The 20,174-nt window shown below is 37.2% G+C and carries 20 protein-coding genes and 1 riboswitch; of the genes, 16 read left to right on the top strand and 4 right to left on the bottom strand.

The genetic code is table 11. The features are described 5' to 3' along the window. Positions 1–43 precede the first annotated feature (43 nt). The 8 genes from rimM (at position 44) to IGJ39_RS09260 (ending at position 6,521) form a co-directional block, all read left to right on the top strand. Positions 44–568, top strand: coding sequence for a ribosome maturation factor RimM (rimM, locus tag IGJ39_RS09295; RefSeq protein WP_010735009.1), 525 nt, complete (start codon positions 44–46; stop codon positions 566–568). Continuing rightward, positions 558–1,295 (top strand): tRNA (guanosine(37)-N1)-methyltransferase TrmD, encoded by a 738-nt coding sequence (gene trmD / locus IGJ39_RS09290; protein ID WP_181055211.1) that lies wholly within the window; start codon positions 558–560, stop codon positions 1,293–1,295. Before rimM ends, trmD begins: the two co-directional genes overlap by 11 nt. Positions 1,296–1,440: 145 nt before the next feature. After that, a complete protein-coding gene (rplS, locus tag IGJ39_RS09285) occupies positions 1,441–1,788 on the top strand; it encodes a 50S ribosomal protein L19 (protein ID WP_002286913.1) in 348 nt (115 codons plus the stop codon). A gap of 374 nt (positions 1,789–2,162) precedes the next feature. Next, positions 2,163–3,173 carry an acyltransferase family protein gene (locus IGJ39_RS09280; RefSeq protein WP_195273226.1) on the top strand — a complete coding sequence of 337 codons (1,011 nt, stop codon included), beginning with the start codon at positions 2,163–2,165 and terminating at the stop codon, positions 3,171–3,173. Positions 3,174–3,217: 44 nt separating this feature from the next. Continuing rightward, positions 3,218–3,772 (top strand): RNA polymerase sigma factor, encoded by a 555-nt coding sequence (locus IGJ39_RS09275; protein ID WP_438764535.1) that lies wholly within the window; start codon positions 3,218–3,220, stop codon positions 3,770–3,772. Beyond that, entirely contained in the window at positions 3,765–4,490 is a 726-nt protein-coding gene (locus tag IGJ39_RS09270; RefSeq protein ID WP_104776373.1) for a hypothetical protein, read from the top strand. The genes IGJ39_RS09275 and IGJ39_RS09270 overlap by 8 nt, the downstream gene beginning before the upstream one ends. Next, entirely contained in the window at positions 4,487–5,371 is an 885-nt protein-coding gene (locus IGJ39_RS09265; protein ID WP_104776372.1) for an ABC transporter ATP-binding protein, read from the top strand. Before IGJ39_RS09270 ends, IGJ39_RS09265 begins: the two co-directional genes overlap by 4 nt. Beyond that, positions 5,358–6,521: an ABC transporter permease subunit gene (locus IGJ39_RS09260; protein WP_438764532.1), complete on the top strand. Its 1,164-nt coding sequence runs from the start codon at positions 5,358–5,360 to the stop codon at positions 6,519–6,521. The genes IGJ39_RS09265 and IGJ39_RS09260 overlap by 14 nt, the downstream gene beginning before the upstream one ends. A gap of 315 nt (positions 6,522–6,836) precedes the next feature. Here IGJ39_RS09260 and ppdK read toward each other — a convergent pair whose 3' ends face one another. Next, positions 6,837–9,455: a pyruvate, phosphate dikinase gene (gene ppdK / locus IGJ39_RS09255; RefSeq protein WP_195273223.1), complete on the bottom strand. Its 2,619-nt coding sequence runs from the start codon at positions 9,453–9,455 to the stop codon at positions 6,837–6,839. A 168-nt stretch (positions 9,456–9,623) separates the two neighbouring features. Between ppdK and IGJ39_RS09250 the strand changes: the two genes are divergently transcribed. After that, positions 9,624–10,253, top strand: a complete 630-nt coding sequence (locus IGJ39_RS09250) for a CBS domain-containing protein (protein ID WP_065096529.1) — start codon at positions 9,624–9,626, stop codon at positions 10,251–10,253. A 13-nt stretch (positions 10,254–10,266) separates the two neighbouring features. After that, on the top strand, positions 10,267–11,079 hold the full coding sequence (locus IGJ39_RS09245; protein WP_065096528.1) for a pyruvate, water dikinase regulatory protein: 813 nt from the start codon (positions 10,267–10,269) through the stop codon (positions 11,077–11,079). Between the two features lie 63 nt (positions 11,080–11,142). Here IGJ39_RS09245 and thiE read toward each other — a convergent pair whose 3' ends face one another. Genes thiE through thiD form a run of 3 tightly spaced genes read right to left on the bottom strand, consistent with a single transcriptional unit; the run spans position 11,143 to position 13,395 of the window. Continuing rightward, positions 11,143–11,784, bottom strand: coding sequence for a thiamine phosphate synthase (gene thiE, locus IGJ39_RS09240; RefSeq protein WP_065096527.1), 642 nt, complete (start codon positions 11,782–11,784; stop codon positions 11,143–11,145). Beyond that, complete coding sequence (thiM, locus tag IGJ39_RS09235) at positions 11,774–12,586, bottom strand: hydroxyethylthiazole kinase (protein WP_065096526.1); 813 nt, start codon at positions 12,584–12,586, stop codon at positions 11,774–11,776. Before thiM ends, thiE begins: the two co-directional genes overlap by 11 nt. After that, complete coding sequence (gene thiD, locus IGJ39_RS09230; protein WP_065096525.1) at positions 12,583–13,395, bottom strand: bifunctional hydroxymethylpyrimidine kinase/phosphomethylpyrimidine kinase; 813 nt, start codon at positions 13,393–13,395, stop codon at positions 12,583–12,585. Before thiD ends, thiM begins: the two co-directional genes overlap by 4 nt. Before the next feature lie 77 nt (positions 13,396–13,472). Next, a riboswitch (TPP riboswitch) is annotated at positions 13,473–13,570 on the bottom strand. 225 nt (positions 13,571–13,795) lie between these two features. Between thiD and IGJ39_RS09225 the strand changes: the two genes are divergently transcribed. The 6 genes from IGJ39_RS09225 to IGJ39_RS09200 all read left to right on the top strand — a co-directional run bounded on the left by IGJ39_RS09225 (position 13,796) and on the right by IGJ39_RS09200 (position 20,043). Continuing rightward, positions 13,796–15,268: a helix-turn-helix domain-containing protein gene (locus IGJ39_RS09225; RefSeq protein WP_104776369.1), complete on the top strand. Its 1,473-nt coding sequence runs from the start codon at positions 13,796–13,798 to the stop codon at positions 15,266–15,268. Positions 15,269–15,432: 164 nt separating this feature from the next. Continuing rightward, positions 15,433–16,080 (top strand): WxL domain-containing protein, encoded by a 648-nt coding sequence (locus tag IGJ39_RS09220; protein WP_104776368.1) that lies wholly within the window; start codon positions 15,433–15,435, stop codon positions 16,078–16,080. After that, positions 16,067–17,101: a DUF916 and DUF3324 domain-containing protein gene (locus IGJ39_RS09215; RefSeq protein ID WP_104776367.1), complete on the top strand. Its 1,035-nt coding sequence runs from the start codon at positions 16,067–16,069 to the stop codon at positions 17,099–17,101. Before IGJ39_RS09220 ends, IGJ39_RS09215 begins: the two co-directional genes overlap by 14 nt. A gap of 56 nt (positions 17,102–17,157) precedes the next feature. After that, on the top strand, positions 17,158–17,463 hold the full coding sequence (locus IGJ39_RS09210; RefSeq protein ID WP_066025718.1) for an LPXTG cell wall anchor domain-containing protein: 306 nt from the start codon (positions 17,158–17,160) through the stop codon (positions 17,461–17,463). Further along, a complete protein-coding gene (locus tag IGJ39_RS09205; protein ID WP_104776366.1) occupies positions 17,453–19,537 on the top strand; it encodes a MucBP domain-containing protein in 2,085 nt (694 codons plus the stop codon). Before IGJ39_RS09210 ends, IGJ39_RS09205 begins: the two co-directional genes overlap by 11 nt. A gap of 305 nt (positions 19,538–19,842) precedes the next feature. Beyond that, a complete protein-coding gene (locus IGJ39_RS09200; protein WP_104776365.1) occupies positions 19,843–20,043 on the top strand; it encodes a TfoX/Sxy family DNA transformation protein in 201 nt (66 codons plus the stop codon). Positions 20,044–20,174 lie beyond the last annotated feature (131 nt).

Below are 20,174 nucleotides of genomic sequence, written 5' to 3'. Positions count from 1 at the left end.
CCAAGCAGAGTGAGAAGAATCATGAAAGAAATGAGGACAAAAGTTGACTGAATATCTAAACGTTGGCAAGATTGTCAATACACAAGGAATCAAAGGCGAAGTCCGTGTCATCTCAACCACAGATTTCCCTGAAGAACGTTACAAAAAAGGTGAAGTTTTGACACTCTTCCAAGAAGGAAAAGCTCCTGTAGAATTGACTGTAAAGAGTCACCGTAAACACAAAAACTTTGATTTACTCAGCTTTGAGAATCATCCTTCCATCAATGACGTTGAAAAATATCGTGATGGTATCTTACGTGTATCAAAAGAAAACTTAGTTGAATTGACAGAAAATGAATATTACTACCATGAAATCATTGGCTTGAAGGTCATCGACGAAAACGAAAAAGAACTAGGAAAGATCAAAGAGATTTTATCTCCAGGCGCAAATGACGTTTGGGTCATCCAACGACCAAAGAAAAAAGATGCACTGATCCCGTATATCGATTCCGTCGTTCAAGAAGTCGATCTTGAAAATGGCTTGGTTCGTGTGACATTATTAGAAGGATTGATCGATGATGAAGATTGACGTGTTGACTTTGTTTCCGCGAATGTTTGAAGGTCCGATGGGGGAATCGATCATTGGTAAAGCAGTAGCAAAAGAATTGTTAGAAATCAATGTTTTTAATTTCCGTGAGTATTCGGACAACAAACACCAAACAGTCGATGACTATCCTTATGGTGGTGGGGCAGGGATGTTATTGAAAGTCCAACCTATCTATGACAATATCAAAGCCATCGAAGAAAAACATCCAGAGACTAAGAAACGTGTGATCTTGCTTGATCCAGCTGGTAAACCATTTAATCAAAAAATGGCAGAAGAATTTTCGGAAGAAGAGCATTTGATCTTTATTTGTGGCCACTATGAAGGCTATGATGAGCGCATCCGTTCACTCGTAACAGATGAAGTCTCATTGGGAGATTATGTATTGACCGGTGGTGAGCTAGGCGCCATGGTGATGATCGATGCGACCGTTCGGCTATTGCCAGATGTTTTAGGTAATCAAACATCTGCCCAAACAGACTCGCATTCTACTGGCTTGTTGGAACATCCTCAATATACAAGACCAGCAGAATTCAAAGACATGAAGGTACCAGAAGTATTGACCAATGGTAACCATAAATTGATTGAAGAATGGCAACTAAAAGAATCCTTACGCCGGACATATCTTCGACGTCCAGACATGTTAGAAAAATTAGACATGACACCGCAAATGGAAAAAATGCTAGCGGAGATCAAAAAAGAAGAAGCTTGAGTTGCAACAAATAAATGAAAATTTTCTTTACACTCACCATAGAATATGATAGTATTCTATGGTGAGTGTAAAAACACTTAACTATTACGATGTTCCGCTGTGAGAAATTACTCATAAGAATGTTTGGAATAAGGAGAAGAAAACAATGAATCCATTAATCGAAGAATTAACAAAAGAACAACTACGTTCTGACATTCCAGCTTTCCGCCCTGGTGACACTGTACGTGTTCATGCGAAAGTTGTCGAAGGTACTCGTGAACGTATCCAGTTATTTGAAGGTGTTGTAATCAAACGCCGTGGTGCTGGAATCAGCGAAACTTATACAGTACGTAAAGTTTCTAACGGTGTAGGCGTTGAGCGTACATTCCCATTGCACACACCACGTGTTGCAAAAATCGAAGTTGTCCGTTACGGTAAAGTACGTCGTGCGAAATTGTACTACCTACGTGCATTACACGGAAAAGCAGCTCGTATCAAAGAAATCCGTCGTTAATTTCTCATTATCAGACAGAGGAAGAACCCTTGAATTTTCAAGGGTTCTTTTTTTATTTTCAATTTTTGAGGACCTTGATTTTATGTTTTTCCCTTCCAATGCTTTGTTACTGTAAGATGTTTGGAAGCCTTTCTTTATATTTAGTCAGAAAAGCCAGTTGCTCACGATAAATGGCGATAATCTGGAGGCGTAAATATTTCAATAGACGTTGAATATAATTGAGATATAAAATGAAATTGCTGAATGAGAAAATACTATTAAAAAAACTTTCATTCGATATTTACATATATTTATTAGATTTTGCTAATCTTTAAATGTTTTTTTTACTTTTACAGTTAATTATTAGTGTAAGAGCCAAATCATAAGGAGAAGCCATGAATAACAAAAATCAGAACCTATATATTGCACAATTTATTGCAACGGTTTGTGTTGTCGTTGTCCACTCTGGAACGATTGTTAGTGATCCGACATTGCATTTTATAGTTAAAAGCATAATTTGTCGAATCGCTGTCCCGTTTTTCTTCATCAATAATGCGTACTTCTTTCGATTGAACAGCAAAAGAGAAGGGCATTCGCTTAAGTGGCTGAGAAAGATAGTATATCTCTATGCAGCGACTTTTATGCTTTACATACCTTTTGGTATTCAGTTGGTACAACAGACAGTCCATGTTCATTTAGGATTACTACCAATAGCAATTATTGTCTCTTTCTTATACAGTGGAAGCTTCTATCATTTGTGGTATTTTCCTGCTTTAATCTTCTCGATAGTTATTGTGAGATACATGCTTCAAAAACTAGGTTATAGATGGATGTTGCTGATTTGTTTCCTGCTCTTTTCGATTGGCTCTATTGAAACATATTCAGCATTTTTTTCTAATCCGTTGCTCGTTTCAGGCGTGGAAAAATATTTCAGTGTGTTTGCGACTACAAGGAATGGTTTATTCTTTAGTCCGATATTTGTTCTCATAGGGTTTGTTCTGGCAGATAATAAGTATAAATTAAAAAAATACTCCAAGTCACTTTTCTATGGATTGATCTTAGCTAGTCTTGTTGGAGTTTTTGAGGGAATGATTGTATATCAAAATCAAGGAATTGATAAGAATTTTATGTACTTCACTATTCCATTTACGGTGTGTTTGTTTGGATTATTAGTTATTACGAAAAACAAGATAAGCGGATTTGAAAGGTTAAAACCCTATAGTCAAAGTGTTTTTTTGCTACATATGATACCTATTCAAATTTTTAATTTCTGGCATAACGAAATTACTGTCGTTAATGGCTTATTTCGTGTGATGGTGGGAGTGGTAATTCCACTCATTATTGTTTGGGGTTTTGGCATGGTAAGAAAAACAGTGTCAAGAGTAAGACTTGCCAAAATAAAGTAGATGCAGGCGGATTTTGATCCCTTGATGAATTGAAAGAGAGGTAGGTGAAAGAGATCAATGACTATTTAATTATCCTGAAAATAAAGTCAGGAGATGTTGACGCTTGGGAAAAACTTATTGATAAATATTATGACAAAATTTTCAATTATTGCAGAAGAAGGTTTTTTGGAAAAAGTAGATTAGCTGAAGATTTAACCCAAGAAACGTTTTTGAAAGTGATAAGTAGTATCGATTCTTATAAGTTCTCAGGAAGTTTTTTCAATTATCTTTTCACCATCGCTGTGAACACGTGTAATAGCTACAGCAAGAAAAATGATTTTGACGAAGTAGTATTTGATAAATCTTACAATAAAGAGTTAGATGAGCAGGATTATAACGTTAACTTTGTAAATGAACAAAGTAGGATCATTCAGCGTGCGTTAGACCAACTTCCAGAATATCAAAGAGAAGCGATCATACTGAAATTTTTCTATGATATGAAGGTTAAGGAAATAGCACAGTTAACTAAAACGAGTGTGCCAACAGCACAATCAAGGATTCAACAAGGACTAGACAAAATGAAACAAATACTTAAAAAGGAGGACTATTATTTTGAATAGAGATTATCCGAAAAATGATATTTCTACCCAAGAAGCCAAAAAAAGAATAGTGAAATTGGGAACCAAGCAAATACTTAAAAACCAAATTTCAAGAAAATCTTATTTAAGTTTGTTTTTATCCTCAATTAAGTTTGTGGGATGGAAATTGTGGAGTATTCAATTTGCACTTCTAGGATTCTCCTTGTTTCTTATGTTTTCAAAGGGTGAAATGAGCTATGAACATGTTCTGAGAGGGATAACAGGAATGGTTCTTTTTTCAGTGATATTTTTCACAGATGAGCTGTTTAAGAGCTTCACGAATAATATGTGGGAGCTAGAGCAGACGTTTAAATACGATTTACGGCAACATACAGCGATGAAAATGCTTGTTTTTGGTGTATTTGATTTGCTTTTGATAGTGATTCTTGCGGTAGTAGGTAAGCAGATGTTTCCTGTGTCTTTCTTAAGGTTTGCGTTGTATCTTCTCGCTCCGTTCAATGTTTTCTGTATTGTTTTATTCTCAATTTTTACTCTACTACGAAATAACTTGTCGAACCTATTGCTTTGGACTAGTTCGGGAGTACTAGTCGCAGTATCGATTATTACCGAAGAGATATTCAACATTTATAGTTTTCCACTTTCTTATTGGACGATTGTTTATGTGATTACTTCCATTGGACTTCTTGCATTGATAAGACAAATGCTAAAGAAACATAACATGGTTGGTGATTTTATATGAAACTGGAAATAAAGAACATTACTAAGAAATTCGATGGATTAAAAGCCTTAGATAATGTTTCCCTGACGTTGAATAAAGGCGTTTATGGCTTACTTGGAGCCAATGGCTCAGGGAAGACAACTCTTTTTAGGTTAATTTGTGGAGTGATCAAATCCGATGATGGAGAAATTTTATATAACAATAAGGATGTGTCAGCAAACAGTGAAGCATTTAGATCTATTCTCGGCTTCTTACCACAAGATTTCAGTTATTATCCAGATTTTACAGGGATAAAGTTTATGCTTTATATCTCAGCGTTAAAAGGATTGAGAGGGAAACTAGCAACAAGACGATGTTTGGAATTGCTTGAATTAGTTGGACTCTCAGATCAAAAGAATAAAAAAATAAAGAAATATTCAGGTGGTATGAAACAACGTTTAGGAATTGCTCAAACACTGATTAATGATCCTGAAATTTTGATACTTGATGAACCCACAGTTGGATTAGATCCAAAAGAGCGAGTGAGGTTCAGAAACTTAATCAGCTCCCTATCAGAGAATAAAATCATTATTTTATCTACTCACATTGTATCTGATGTGGAATATATTTCGAATGAAGTATTGGTTTTAAATAAAGGTGTGGTTCAAGATAGAGGATTAGTAACTGAATTAATGAATAATATCGAAAACAGTGTGTGGGAAGTTGAAACATCGCTTGACGAGATTGATTTATATTACCAAAAATATCCTGTAAGCAATCAAAAGTATGTAGATGATCGTGTCATCTTAAGAATCATTTCGACTGTCAAACCGAATGACAATGCTCTCCATGTGAAGGCGAACTTAGAAGATTTGTATTTATACTATTTTAGAACTGAGGATCAAACGAATGCAGATTTTTAAATTTGAAAGTGAAAAGATACTGAAAAACAAATCGATTATTGGAGCTGGGCTTGTCCTGTTATTGAGTCTTTTTGCAATCGTCTATATTGGCTTTTTTCAGTCGCAACTTAGGGGAGCTAAAAATATTACTGGTGTTTCTGGTAGGGAATCAATTGAAAGATATCTAGATTTTACAAATGAGTACCAGGGCGAGTTGACTGATCATAAGGTTAAAAAAATTACATCTGACTATTTGAAGATTTATCAGGACAAAAAAAGAAAAAACATTCAAATATTTGATTACTTTCAATGGTCAGTGGTCGATACATTTACAAATCACGAGGAGCAAGATGTTTATGTTGAAATGATAGATGCCATTAGGGACGGTAAAAAATATACCATTGACGATGTGAATCTTTTATCTATGAAAAACGTGGGCTATAAAAAAATGGACTTTCCGATCAAAATAGGGAATTTTAAGACTTGGACGGATTTGTTAAATGTCACTTCAATTGCTTTTATCCCAGTTTCACTGTTTGTCATTCTGATATGCTCGATTCTTTTTGCGAATGATACTTCAAAAAATATTATTCCTTTGTTGTTGTCTACAAGGTACGGCAGAACAAAAATGATAAAATCAAAAATTCTGGTTGGAACAGGTATGGCATTAGCTTCCTTCCTAATCGTTCAGTTAATCATCTTGATAATCTTTTATATTTATTATGGATTTAGTGGGTGGGATGTGAGCGTTCAAGCCAACTTGGATTGGAAGGTCTTTGATTTTCCATTGGAATGGAATATGCTTCAATCTTACATGTTCGGTGTTGTTTTTCAGTTAATAGGAGTGCTGTTCATCGCTGGCGTAACTATGCTGATTTCCAGTTTGAGTAGTTCACCATTTAGTGCGCTAGCTATTTCACTAGGAGTCTTTGTCATTCCGCAACCACTGACGCATATTTTTATGTCGGGAATACCGAATAAAATAATGTATTTCTTCCCAATCAATACATTTGAAATTGATAAAGTGTTGTTATGGATGAGTCGAGATAATATGTTCTTCTTTCACTCTTTTGTTGCCAACGTCGCTTTAATACTTATCGTTCTGTTGGTGACAAAAGCGGTATTAGATACAAGTATTTATGTGAGAATGAAAAAACTCAGTCTTTCTTAAAGGATACAAAGAGAAAGGGAGCCAAAAATAGAATTTAGATAAAGACCGAGCAGGATATGTTGGTTGGATCTTAGACAATATGATCGACAATGGAGAGCTATCAGAAAATCGGTATAGGAACTATTTGAAATTGCAGAAAGAACTGATTTTTCAAGAAAAGAGAATCCGCGAAAAAGAGAAGTTGAAGAATAAAAGAAAAAGAAAATAGCTCACGGTAAAATAATATTGCTCTAAAAAAGTACCCACAGCCTAAAACGTTCCATACGTTGGCTGCGGGTACTTTTTTTTTAAAACTAGATACAAACAAATAAATAATCAAGACGGACGGTTACGGATAGCTGCTTGTGCCACCGCTAATCGAGCAGCTGGAATCCGGTAAGGAGAGCAGGAGACATAGTCGATTCCAATGGCTTGAAAGAAGGGAATCGATTGAGGATCTCCGCCGACTTCACCACAAATGCCGATCGTCATCGTTGGTTTGGTTCGACGTGCATTAGAAACAGCGAGTTTGATCAATTGACCAACACCTTGTTGATCTAAATGTTGAAATGGATCATGGGTCATGATCGTTTTTTCTTGGTAGCGATTGATGAATTTTCCAATATCATCTCGAGAAAATCCATAGGTCATTTGAGTGAGATCATTTGTACCGAAACTGAAGAAATCAGCTTGTTCTGCTAATTGGTCGGCAATCAAACAAGCACGAGGTAACTCGATCATCGTACCGATCTCGTAAGGAAATGGTATGATGTTTTGTGCGTTGAAAGTTGCTTCAATCGTTTCGATCAATAAAGCTTTAAGGTGCATTAGTTCTTCTTTTTCAGCAATCAATGGGATCATGATTTCTGGAACAACTGGTATTCCTTCTTGTGTTAGCCGAATCGCACTTTGAATGATTGCTTTGACTTGCATCTGATAGATTTCTGGTGTAGTGATCCCTAAGCGACAACCACGATGACCTAACATCGGATTGGTTTCTTTCAAGTACTCGATCTTTGCTGTCAGCTCATTGACTGATCGGTTCAGTTTGTCTGCTAAATTCGCAATGTCTGGTGCCTCATGGGGAAGAAACTCGTGCATCGGTGGGTCAAGTAGGCGAATGACCATAGGTTTATCTTGGATCGTTTGGAACATCTGATAAAAATCATTTTCTTGAAATGCGAGCAATTTTGTCAGAGCTGTTTCCATTTCTCGGTGATCTTCTGCTAAAATCAAGCGACGCATTTCTAAAATACGATCTTCTCCGAAAAACATATGCTCGGTCCTAGCTAATCCGATACCTGTAGCCCCAAAATCAAGAGCAGTGGTTAAATCAGTCAACGTTTCAGCATTGGCGCGCACTTCTAAGTCCGCATGTTCATCAGCCCAAGATAAAAATAAAGTAAGGTCTTGATTATTTTCAGCGACAACTGTAGGAAGTTCCCCTAAGTAAATCTCGCCTGTATTGCCATTAACGGAGAGAATATCGCCTTCTTTTAGCCGAATGTCATTTGTGGTTACAGTTTTTGCTTCTTCGTCGATCGTCAAGGTTTCCGTACCAGTCACGCAACAAGTGCCCATCCCACGAGCGACGACAGCGGCATGAGAAGTCATCCCGCCACGACTAGTGACGATGGCTTCACTAACGATCATTCCTTCGATATCTTCTGGAGAGGTTTCTTGGCGAACCAAGATGACTTTCTTTCCTTGTCCGTATCGTTCTTTTGCTTTTTCGGCTGTAAAGACGATCTCACCTGTAGCAGCACCGGGACTTGCAGGTAAGCCTTGAGCAAATGGTGTTGCTTGATCGAGAGCTTCAGGTTTGAAAATCGGATGGATCAACTGGTCGATCATTTCTGCTTCTACTCGCAGCAAAGCCTCTTCTTTTGAAAGAACGTTCTCGTCTACTAAGTCAGTCGCAATCTTTAAAGCAGCTTTAGCTGTGCGCTTGCCATTTCTTGTTTGTAAAATAAATAGCTTCCCCTGTTCAACGGTAAATTCGATATCTTGCATATCTTTGTAATGGAGTTCTAGCATTTGTGCGTAGTGCAAGAAATCTTGGTAGACATTAGGTAATCGCTCACTAAGCTCTTGGATCGGTTGAGGCGTGCGAATGCCAGCGACAACGTCTTCTCCTTGTGCATCCAGCAAAAATTCACCAAAAAGCTGATTCTCACCTGTAGCGGGATTTCGGGTAAAGACGACCCCTGTACCGCTTTCATTTCCGCTATTTCCAAAAACCATTTCTTGGACATTGACAGCCGTGCCTAAATGATGAGAGATACCATGTAACTCTCGATAAACGTTTGCTCGTGGATTGTTCCAAGAGTGGAAGACCGCTTGGATTGCTTCTTTCAACTGATCCATAGGATGTTGAGGGAAAACTTTATTATGTTTGGCAAACAATTCTTTATAATTTTTGATCAAAGCGGATTGTCGCTCTTCGTTGAAATCAGTAACCGTTTGATTGTTTTCTTTTTCTGCTTCTATGAGTAAACGATTGAAGTTCTCTTTGTGGATACCATAAACGACATCGCCAAACATTTGCAATAAACGACGGTAGCAATCGTAAGCAAAAGCTAAACTAGTTTGCTCAGCTAAAGCATGGACACGTGAATCATTTAGACCTAGATTGAGAATCGTATCCATCATACCAGGCATAGAAAAAACAGCACCACTCCTTACAGAAACTAGCAATAAATCATCATCATTCGTAAATGACTTGTTTGTTTTTACCTCTAGCCGTTCGATCGCTGTTTGAATCTCTGTTATCAATTGTTGATCAAAGAAAGCAGCGTCTTTAAGATAGCGCATACAACTTTCTGTAGTCAGGGTAAAGCCAGAAGGAACAGGCAAACCTAAATGAGTCATCTCCGCTAAATTTGCACCTTTTCCACCTAATAATGCTTTATCTTTGCTTCTGCCTTCGTTAAAGTCATAGATCCATTTTACCATGTGATAAGCCTCCATTGATTTAATGTGAGTCATGTTTAACATAAATACATCTTAATATGACTCATATATATCTGTCAATCAGAAAAATTAAACACAAATTTATTGTGAAATCGGTTTATATATGTGTATAATAAGTAATGAGAACGAAGGAGGGAGGAAATAGTATAGATGAAACTGAGCGAACGACAAAAAAAAGTCATCGAGATCGTCAAAGAGACGCAACCTGTCAGTGGAGAAAAAATCTCTGAACTCTTAGACGTCTCCAGAGCGACATTACGATCAGATCTATCCTTCTTGACAATGGCAGGCATACTTGAAGCAACGCCTAAAATTGGCTATACCTATACAGGATCAGATTTAGAAACGCTTTTTTTCTTTAAAACATTCACAGTAAAAGTGGGTGAGATCATGGTTCCACCGTTGTTGATCGATTTGAATACCTCGATCCGTGATGCAATCACGACGTTATTTGTATATGACGTTGGGTCGATTTATGTGATTGATGGAGATAAACAATTGGTGGGCGTGTTATCTCGAAAAGATTTGTTGAGAGCTTCCTTAAATACCGAAATCGATCATACGCCGGTCGCTCTTTGTATGACTCGAAGTCCACATATCAAAACTTGTACAAAAAAAATGGATATATTAGAAGTAGCGACGATCCTTCAAGATTTTGAAGTTGACTCTCTACCAGTGGTGGATGCAGCAAATGAGCGAAACGTAATCGGTAAGATCACTAAATCAAAAGTATTGAATTTTATCACTCAGCAAGCGAGAAATGCTGAACGAAATCGATAGGGGGAGTTTATCCATGCAAAATGAAGTCATTGTTTATTCTATCTCAGATTCACTAGGTGAAACGTCTCAAAAATTATTATCCGCTGTGATGGTCCAATATCCTAACTTAGTGTTCAATAATAACTATAAATTTCCTTTTGTGAATCAGAAGGATGAGCTGTTGTCGATTTTAGCAGATGCTTTACGTGATAAAGCAATTGTGATTAGTACCCTCGTGAATCATGAACTGTCGGAAGTGGCAAAATCTTTTAGTCGGAAAACTGGATTACTCTATATTGACTTGATGCACCCTCTTTTTGAGATCATTCATGCGAAAACTGGGATGCAGCCGATTGAAGAACCAGGGGCCGTCCACAAATTGGATACAGAATATTTCAATCGGATCTCTGCTATCGAGTTTGCTGTAAAATATGATGATGGAAAAGATCCAAAAGGTTTTTTAGATTCAGATGTCGTGCTTCTTGGCGTTTCCCGAACATCAAAAACACCTCTAAGTATGTATCTGGCAAATAAAGGCTACAAAGTGTCGAATCTGCCACTGATCCCTGAAGTACCATTACCCAAAGTATTAGAAGCAGTAGACAAGAATAAAATCGTTGGTTTGATCTGTCATCCAGAGAATTTAGTGAGAATCCGGAGCAATCGCTTAGATTCTTTAGGCTTGCATCAGTCGTCAAGCTACAACAATTTAGAAACGATCCACAAAGAATTGGCATACTCCCAAGAGATTTTTGATCGCTATGGAAATGTTGTCATTGATGTATCAGATAAATCGATTGAAGAAACTGCTTTTATCGTTGAACATCATTTGAAAAGCTTGAAGTGAGGTATGAAATGAAACGCGCCCCATGTAAAGATCATTTGACTTTACATGGGTCGCTTTTTTGATTTACTGTTTTTTGATAATCGTATTGATTTGTGCAGCAAGTTCTTTAGTCGCTTTTTTGATTTCTTCTTTTGCTAGGATCGCTGAAACCACAGCAAAGCCTTGGACGGGGAAGGTTTTGAATTCTGCAATCGTGTGTTCGTTGAGACCACCGATCAAAACAACAGGGATCGAAACGTGTTGAAGAATCTTCTTGAGTTCATTTTTTGATACGATTATGGCATCTGTTTTAGTAGCGGTTGGAAACATCGTCCCTACACCTAAATAATCTGCCCCAGCTTGTTCAGCGGAAATTGCTTGTTCGAGTGTTTGGACGGAAGCGCCGATGATTTTTTCAGGGCCAATCATTTTTCTCACCACAGCCACAGGTAGATCTGTTTGACCGACATGAACACCGTCTGCGTCACAAGCTAACGCAATGTCTACTCGATCGTTGATGATCAATGGAACATTGTATGGTTTAGCTAATCGTTTCAATGCGATCGCTTCCTCATAAAAATCTCGTGAATTGGCTTTTTTTTCTCTCAACTGTAAGACGGTGATACCTCCTTCAAGAGCTTGTTGCACTGCTTCTTGGAGGGGCTTTTTTTTCAGCAGTGACTGGTCTGTCACTAGGTATAAGGAATAGTTGATGTCATTTTTCAAAGTAGTTTCCTCGCAGTAGTAATGTTTCCCGATCAATACGGCTGATTTCATCAATCAATGCGATCCGAAAACTTCCCGTACCAGCCGTTTGTTCCAACGCAAGCTCGCCAGCAATCCCCATGGTAAGAACAGCTGTAGTTGTTGCATGGAAAAGATGTTCAGGAGAACCCCCACAAAAGCTAGCAATCAATGAAGTGAGCATACAGCCAGTGCCAGTGATCCGACTCATTTCAGGACAACCATTGTGCACTAAGATTTTACGCCGCCCATCAGAAATTACATCTGTCGCACCGGTGATCACTACGATACATTTGTGAACGGTTGCTAATTGATCAGCAATCCGTTGGGCTTCTTCAATGGAGCTTGCATCATCTGCCGAGGCATCGACACCTTTCGTCGTGCTTGCGATTCCCACTAAAAAGCGGATTTCTGAAATATTGCCACGAATCACTGCACATTTCAAGTTTTCTATGATCGTTTTCGCTGTTTGATTACGAAACTGTGAAGCCCCTGCACCGACTGGATCAAAAATGATCGGGATACCTTTTTCATTGGCTGTTTGCCCAGCTGAAAGCATCGAAGCTACGGTACGTTCATTCAAAGTACCCATGTTTAGTACCAATGCCTGTGACATTGCTGTGATTTCCGCTACCTCTAACGCATCATCAGCCATGATCGGTGAACCACCGATCGCAAGTGTGACATTCGCACAATCATTGACCGTTACATAGTTCGTGATATGGTGGACCAAAGGCTTTTTCATACGGACCGTTTCTACAGCTGTTTTTAAAAATGTATTCATTGACTTTGTTCCTCCTTAAGACCATTGCGATAGAGTGAATAGAAATGATTGGTTGGGCCATGACCTTCGCCTAATTCTAGTGAATGTGCGATTGCAGTAGTGATATATTTTTTAGCCTTGGAAATTGCTTGGTCTAATGGTACGCCCAAAGCGAGTTGTGAGGCAATCGCTGAAGAGAAGGTACAACCAGTGCCATGGGTGTTTTTTGTGACGATTCGTTCAGACGTATAGGAGTAAATATTTTTCCCATCATACAATATATCAGTGGCTTCACCTGTGCGATGGCCTCCTTTGATCAAAACTGCAGCGTGAGATGTTTCATAAATGGCTTTTGCTGCTCGTTCCATTTCTTCCAGGGAAGTAATCGAGCGATCTGCGATTTTTTCTGCTTCTGGAATATTGGGGGTGATCAAAGTAGCTAATGGTAAGACGTTTTTGATCAATGTGTCGATTGCTTGTGGCTCCATCAAGGCATCGCCATTTTTTGCATACATCACAGGATCTAGTACAATATTTTTAGGTTGCCATTCTTGTAGGCTGTTTGCAACAGCTAACATGGTATCTGTGCAAGACAACATACCGATTTTGACTGCATCTGGATAGATATCCTCGAAGACGGCTGTCATTTGTTCATTGATTATTGTTGGTGCGATATCTTGGTATGAGATCACACGAGCGGTATTTTCAGCGACTACTGAGGTGATCACAGACATCCCATAAACACCATGAGCGGCAAATGTTTTTAAATCGGCTTGGATACCGGCGCCACCGCTACAGTCTGAGCCAGCAATACTTAGTACTTTTTTCATCAAATTCCTCCTTAAAATAGAAAAAAAGACATTCTTCCAGTATAGAAGAATGCCTTGATTGTTTCGATTTCGCATCAACAAAAAGGACATTTGCTCCCTACGCTGGTATCAACCAACAGGTTCAAAGGGTCAGGTTTTACCTTCTCAACGCGATAACGTCCCCCTGCAAACAAAATCATATTTAGTTACGAACCAATGATATCTAAAAAAAGCAGAAGATTCAAGTTTTTGAGTATCTAGCAAGAATGCCTTGATGTGTAGTGAATGACAAGTGAGCTTATTTGTGATTACTGTCAAATTATTTCCAAATTCCAGAAATTTTATAAGTATATTTCCTTTTACACACATGATAAAATGCAGAATGATGCATTTCCAAACGAAACATTCAGAGGTGAATACTATGGAAACATTCTTAACAAAATTATCACAGAAAAAAGTGGTGTTATTAGATTATTTATTGGAAAAAGATAACTGGTGCTCCATGGAAGAACTGAAACAGCTATTACAGGTAACTGATAAAACAGTTCTCCATTATATCGAAGAATTAACGACTTTATTGGCTGAATATGGAGAAAATATCTTTCTTGAAAATGAGAATAACAAACAATTTTGGGTACATAAAAAGAACGATTTCCCAATCTATACGATTTATCTATATTTTTACAAATCTTCTTATAACTACCAATTGATCGATTTTATGTATCGTCATCCTGAAGAGACTTTGGAAACCTTTGCGAACGCTCAATTCACTAGTATTTCTACGGTTTTTCGCTATGCTAAATTATTGGTTCCCTACTTTAAACGCTACCGCTTGAAATTCCAACCCTTTAAGTTGGAGTTGAATGCAGAAGAAAGAAACATTCGTAGTTTCTTTTATTATTTTTATTGGCATTCCACGAAAGAGAGTGAACGGGCTTGGCCATTCCAAACAGCGCTATCGACAATAGAAACTTACATTGATTCATTCGAAGCAATCTATCAAATTTCATTAAGTCCATTACAAAGACGAACTCTTTCATATTGGCTGACCATCAATTTAGAGCGGAGTAAAACGAGAAAAATCAAAATCGATCCTTCTTACCAAGTAGTCGTTGATGAGGATGCTCATTTCAGCTATTTAAATCAGTGGGTAGAACAAGTGAAGCTGGGACTGTCATTAGATGAACGATACTTTCTTTATCAGATCATTTATTCGTTTGGGATCATTGATGGTCATAAAAAATATGAAAATAGCCATGCGGCCGCCCATAGAAAATTTTGTACGACTTCCTTTCGAGCCGTGCAAAATTTAGCGGATGCGTTGAATCAAACCTTTCAATTTAAACTAGATTTAGAAGATCCGGAATTGATTTTCAATTTTGTTGCTTTTCATGAAAGGAGTTCTTTATTTTATGGGAATACGGATCTGTTTTTCAATCGTTCATATATTAAGGAAATACAAGAAGAGAATTTGCGAGAATCAGTCATAATGGAAGATTTATCTAAAATCTTGAAAGAAACATCGGATAGTGACGTAAATGATCTTTTGGAAAATTGGGAACAATTATTTTTGTCCTATTATTTTGTCTTGGATTATTATGATTTATTTTTGAACAATTTGGCGCCAATCAAAATCCTGATCCAAGATGATCTGCATCATACTCATCGTTTGTGGTTGATGAATAAGATACAAGTGTATTATGGTAATGCTTATGTTTTGGCTTTTTATGATTATCAAACTGAATTATCAGAAGTTGATTTAGTAATTTCTAATTATTATTTAAAGACGAAAAATACACCTTTACTATTGATGAAAAATATTCCTTCCGATAGAAATTGGCGACAATTGGGTGAAATTCTTTTCAGAATTGCGTATAAAAAAGCTGGTTTGTAAGTAATCAAACTAGCTTTTTTAGTGTGTTATAGAATAATCATGTTCCGATACTTTTATTTTTTTTCTAAAATCAGACGTTTTTTTAAACTAGAAAAATCATGGAGCTCATGACAAAATAATCAATAGCTCGATTAGAATAATTATTTTTTAGGAGGAGTTATAAAATGAAGAGAATAGTGACAACAGCAACGTTAGCTTTGTTAACAGCAAGTGCATATGGAACAATCGCATTTGCTGAAGAAGCAACAAACAAGACAAATGTAACACTGACAGCGGGAACTGGAACAAACGTCGAACCTGTTATTTCAGATGACACACACGATGATAATCCAAGTACAGGAAATACTGGAGCGTTGTCCATTCCTTTTGCATCGAACATCACATTTGGTAAACAAGAGATCCAACAAGGAGATGCGGATTACTATGCGCTAAATAGAAGTCCATACGTTCAAGTAAATGATACGCGTGGAGGAGCAAAAGGTTGGACTTTAGGTGTAAAAATATCGCCATTTGTAGGAGAAAACGGTGAGGAATTGAAAGGAGCAAAAATGACACTTTCTGGTGGTGAAGTCATTACAAAAAATAATCAATCTGCCCCACCAACCATCTCACAACAATCAATTGATTTAAATGGACAAAGTCAAGAAGTCATGTTAGCAAAAGAGGGGCAAGGAGCAGGGGCGTTTGCTGTTGCATTTAAAGGAGAAGACAAAGCAAATAAAAATGTCAAACTCCATGTACCACGTGCGGGTGTAGAAGCTCAAAGCTATACGGCAGATATCACTTGGGTGTTGAATGATGCGCCGATTTGATTTTATGAGAGAGCAGAGTCGATACTCTCCTCTCTTTTTTATTAGTATCATCTGCTTCTTTATTTTTTGTCTCACCACAAATGTTCATGCAGAGTCGAATAAAGTCTCTTTCGATGCGGAAGCTGTCTTACCTGAAAATCAGCAATCAGATGCTAGCTACTATGACTTGCAAGTAAAACCTGGTGAAAAACAAAATCTTATACTCAAGGTACGTAATACAAGTTCAAACCAAATAAAAGTGATAGTTGAGGCAAATAACGCTTTGACCAACAAGAATGGAGCTATCGATTATTCTAACCATGGAGAAAAACTTTTGGGAGGACCTTCGTTTGAAGACCTGATTTCGGAATCGCAAACGGTCATGTTGGCGCCTGAGGAAGAAAAATCAGTGGTTTTCCATTTAGCAATTCCGAAACAAGGATTTGACGGCACGATCTTAGGCGGATTCTATTGTTATGAAGATACGGATAGTGAAGATAAAAAAAATGAAGGATTTAGTTTGAGAAATAAGTTCGCATACACTTTAGGTGCTAAATTGACTTGCACTGACAAAGAAATCGAACCGAAATTTTCATTAGACGAGGTGACGCCAGGTTTAGAAAATGGGTACTTGACTATTTTTGCATCTTTAGCTAATGCTGCACCAGTCATAAAAAGTCAACTAGACGTTCATGCAATCGTAACAAAAAAAGGGGAAGAAAAACCAATCAAGGAATTTCGAAAGAAAGTGTCTTTTACGCCGCGTACAAAATTTAAACTGCCACTAAGTTGGGACAATGAACCATTAAAAAAAGGAACCTATGAACTTGCTATGGAGTTGAAAGATGAAGACGGAAAGACATGGCACTTAAAAAAAACATTTGAAATAAAAGGAACAGATGAAAAATTGAATGATCAGGCAGTTAAAGTGAATGATATAGATGATTCAAATCTATTTATATATTGCTTGTTTAGTTTTGCTGTGTTGATCATTCTTAGTTTGATTTGGTATATAAACAAGCTGCGCCGTCAACTAAAATGATACTTACGAAGTGATTGATCAATAACAAACGACTTTTTTACGAAAGGAGTTTAGAGATGAAAAAAATAATTTGGATCGGGTTAGTGGGGCTGTTGATTGGGGCAACAACCCCCGTGTCTGCTATAGAGGAAGGAACAAGTCAAGTCGGTATTCGGTTTGTTCAACCAGAAAATAAGACGATCCCAATGAAAAAAATAGAGGCTTCAACAGTTAATGAGGTCCAAGAAAAAAATGTTCAATCAGTTTCTTATTTGCCAAAGACCAGTGAAAAAAATAGTTGGTTAATTCAGTTACTCGGCATAACAACTTTGATTAGTTATTTGTCGATCCTTTTGAAAAGGAGAGTCAAACATGAAAAATGATCTAAAAAAATATGTAGGATGTTTAGGGGTACTGTTTTTTTGTTTATTTATCCACCCGAGTAATGTCCATGCAGGAGGTAGTATTACTAATTTACCGTACTTCCACTATGCAAATAGCATGAAAACGCCAGCAGGAACTACATTCAAAATGCATTATGGCAAGAACAGTTCCACTGAAGAAGTAGAGGGTAACTATTCTAATGGGTGGTTGGATGTTAGCCAATCAAGTCCCAACGCAAGTGCGTTGATAAAAAATGTCGGTTATTATAATGGAGCAGCTGTTAACGTAAGAATTGTTTTGCAAGTAATTGGAACAAATGATGGCGGTAAAATATCCATTAGGAATCCATCTACTTTCTTGGACATCACGATTCGGGGGCAAATGGGTGTTACTTATTTTTTTGAAAACAATGAAGGAACACAACTGCCTGTTGAAACTACATTTACTTATAATGGCTTAAATGCAAACAAAAGTATTGGGTATAAAAATATATTCGGGTTAACTCAATATTTGATTGCAAATGATCCAACTGATATCACTTATGATACAGAAGAACAAGGGGAGGATAGTTGGACTTATTTAAAGAACAACGAGCATCGTACGTGGCGACACCCTACTCAAGCTTTTCAAGTGAGTACAAAAAAAGTATCTGAAATTGAAACGATCGTTCAAAATTTAGACAGTACCCCTTCTTCTCTAATGTATGAAACTGACTTTCTGGCAACGCCTGAATATTCTGGTATAACTGCTACTAACACGACCATTGATGACCCTCAAAAAGAAGTTGGCATACAAGGTGTCCAAACCGTACCGAGTGTTTTACAAAGCCAGAAAATGAAGAATTTGAAAGTGGACTTCTTGTTGGATAATAATCTGAAACATCCTCAATATAAAGTGAAAAATTTCAGAGTCACAAAATTCAGCGGGGAAGATGTGTCTGATCTATTTGAAGGAAAGGCGTTGAATAATCATGACTATCAGTTGACGGCAAAGGATTCTGGCAATAATAGATTGTACGATACAGTTTTAAACTATCAAGTAGTACTAGAATGGATCGGAAGCAAAGATAATCCAGTAGATAAAGATTCGATTGAGAACAATTACTTGAAAATACCATTTTCAGTTGTATCAACCGTCGATAGTGAGACAAAACCAAACAGTTCTGCCTTTACATCTGTCAATTATCTTGGACAAGTAACAGTTGAATATTTGAAGCAAGAGACAGGAGAAACGCTACTACCGCCAGAAACTATTTCTGGTTTGATCACCGATCCCTATGATCTTTCAGAAAAGTATCCTGAAATCACTGGTTATTTTCCTATCAAAGAGAATGAAAATCAGGGGATTTATACACCTGAGCCAAAAAAAGTTAGCCATTTCTATAAAGAAGGTAGCTTATTGACGTTTTCTTTAATCGACGCAGAAAATCCTTTGAGAGTATCTCATTTCAAAAAACAAAGGAAGTTGAAAATTCGTTTTTCTCACAATACCGATGAAACAATTCGTTTGGTAGCACAATGCGGAAATGAGCGGCGAACACTAGGAGATCTTCCAAACGCTGAAAAAGAAGGCACTAGCGAGTTGCAAGTTAATTTTTCTGAAAGTTGGCTAGATAAAGACGTGGACTTTTACATGGAAAATGATAAAGGTGAGCGATCGAATATTGAAACGCGTCACTTGATTTTAGATAAGGGAGTACAACTTTTCCTACCCGCTAATCTCACATTTGGCACGCAAGAAATACCAAGCTATGACAAATCAATTGAAGCGATAAATCAAGAAGAAATCCAGATCAAAGATGAAAATATGCTAGAGGAAGAAAAGTGGACAGTAAAAGTAAAGGAAGAAAAAAAGTTAACGAACAAAGAAAATAAATTATTTACGAACAATATAGAATTTTTAGGTGGAAAAGAGATAAAAAATATTAACACAACAAATCAGATAATTTGTGAAGGTAGCGGAAATATCAAACTATCAGATATAGGTAAACTGAGGGTAATTATTTCTCCGACAGATTTCGTTGGAGAATATGAAGGAACACTTATTTGGACCTTAGAACAAGCCCCAAAATAATGTTATATACAAAAAATGATTTATTGTACAATCGTATAGAGTAACCTACTCAACGCGATAACGTCCCCCTGCAAACAAAATCATATTTAGTTACGAACCAATGATATCTAAAAAAGCAGAAGATTCAAGTTTTACAGGAGCAAGCCTACACGGAGTAGCTAAAAGCAACAGTTTACTTTCTTTCGAAGTAGCGTTTTTATAGGAATTGCTAGTGCGTTTCTCAAGATGGTAGACTAAAGAAAAACGATAGAATATTCTAAGTGTACGATGCAATATATCAAAGCCAAACTTTTGGAGGGAATCTCATGACAGAGTTAAGTAATCTACCGAATATAGGGGAAGTATTAGAAGAAAATTTACGAAAGATTGGTGTGACAACGGAAGAACAATTTAAAGAAAAGGGAACGGAACAGATATTTTTTGAAATTCGACAAAAAGTGGACGGTGGCGCCTGTCTGCATATGCTATATGGAATCGAAGGAGCGAGAAAAGGCAAGCCTGTGTAAGCTTTGACAAAAGAAGAAAAAGAAAAGTTAAAGCAATTCTATCGAAGCCTAAGCTAAAATAATAAGCAATGAAATCCGGAAATTGTGGCTTGTTCCGTATTTCGTTGCTTATTTTTGTATAATTTTTTAAA

It is taken from the genome of Enterococcus sp. AZ140 (assembly GCF_051714405.1).
Classification (GTDB): Bacteria; Bacillota; Bacilli; order Lactobacillales; family Enterococcaceae; genus Enterococcus_B; species Enterococcus_B pernyi.
This window is presented reverse-complemented; position numbering and strand designations above follow the sequence as displayed.

Bases quoted from the DNA above. Each gene is read 5' to 3' on its own strand.
- IGJ39_RS09205 (WP_104776366.1), top strand. From the start codon at position 17,453: ATGAAAAATGATCTAAAAAAATATGTAGGATGTTTAGGGGTACTGTTT.
- IGJ39_RS09280 (WP_195273226.1), top strand. From the start codon at position 2,163: ATGAATAACAAAAATCAGAACCTATATATTGCACAATTTATTGCAACG.
- thiM (WP_065096526.1), bottom strand. From the start codon at position 12,586: ATGAATACATTTTTAAAAACAGCTGTAGAAACGGTCCGTATGAAAAAG.
- IGJ39_RS09220 (WP_104776368.1), top strand. From the start codon at position 15,433: ATGAAGAGAATAGTGACAACAGCAACGTTAGCTTTGTTAACAGCAAGT.
- IGJ39_RS09210 (WP_066025718.1), top strand. From the start codon at position 17,158: ATGAAAAAAATAATTTGGATCGGGTTAGTGGGGCTGTTGATTGGGGCA.
- thiD (WP_065096525.1), bottom strand. From the start codon at position 13,395: ATGAAAAAAGTACTAAGTATTGCTGGCTCAGACTGTAGCGGTGGCGCC.
- IGJ39_RS09245 (WP_065096528.1), top strand. From the start codon at position 10,267: ATGCAAAATGAAGTCATTGTTTATTCTATCTCAGATTCACTAGGTGAA.
- IGJ39_RS09265 (WP_104776372.1), top strand. From the start codon at position 4,487: ATGAAACTGGAAATAAAGAACATTACTAAGAAATTCGATGGATTAAAA.
- IGJ39_RS09215 (WP_104776367.1), top strand. From the start codon at position 16,067: ATGCGCCGATTTGATTTTATGAGAGAGCAGAGTCGATACTCTCCTCTC.
- IGJ39_RS09250 (WP_065096529.1), top strand. From the start codon at position 9,624: ATGAAACTGAGCGAACGACAAAAAAAAGTCATCGAGATCGTCAAAGAG.
- trmD (WP_181055211.1), top strand. From the start codon at position 558: ATGAAGATTGACGTGTTGACTTTGTTTCCGCGAATGTTTGAAGGTCCG.
- ppdK (WP_195273223.1), bottom strand. From the start codon at position 9,455: ATGGTAAAATGGATCTATGACTTTAACGAAGGCAGAAGCAAAGATAAA.
- IGJ39_RS09260 (WP_438764532.1), top strand. From the start codon at position 5,358: ATGCAGATTTTTAAATTTGAAAGTGAAAAGATACTGAAAAACAAATCG.
- IGJ39_RS09225 (WP_104776369.1), top strand. From the start codon at position 13,796: ATGGAAACATTCTTAACAAAATTATCACAGAAAAAAGTGGTGTTATTA.
- IGJ39_RS09200 (WP_104776365.1), top strand. From the start codon at position 19,843: ATGACAGAGTTAAGTAATCTACCGAATATAGGGGAAGTATTAGAAGAA.
- rplS (WP_002286913.1), top strand. From the start codon at position 1,441: ATGAATCCATTAATCGAAGAATTAACAAAAGAACAACTACGTTCTGAC.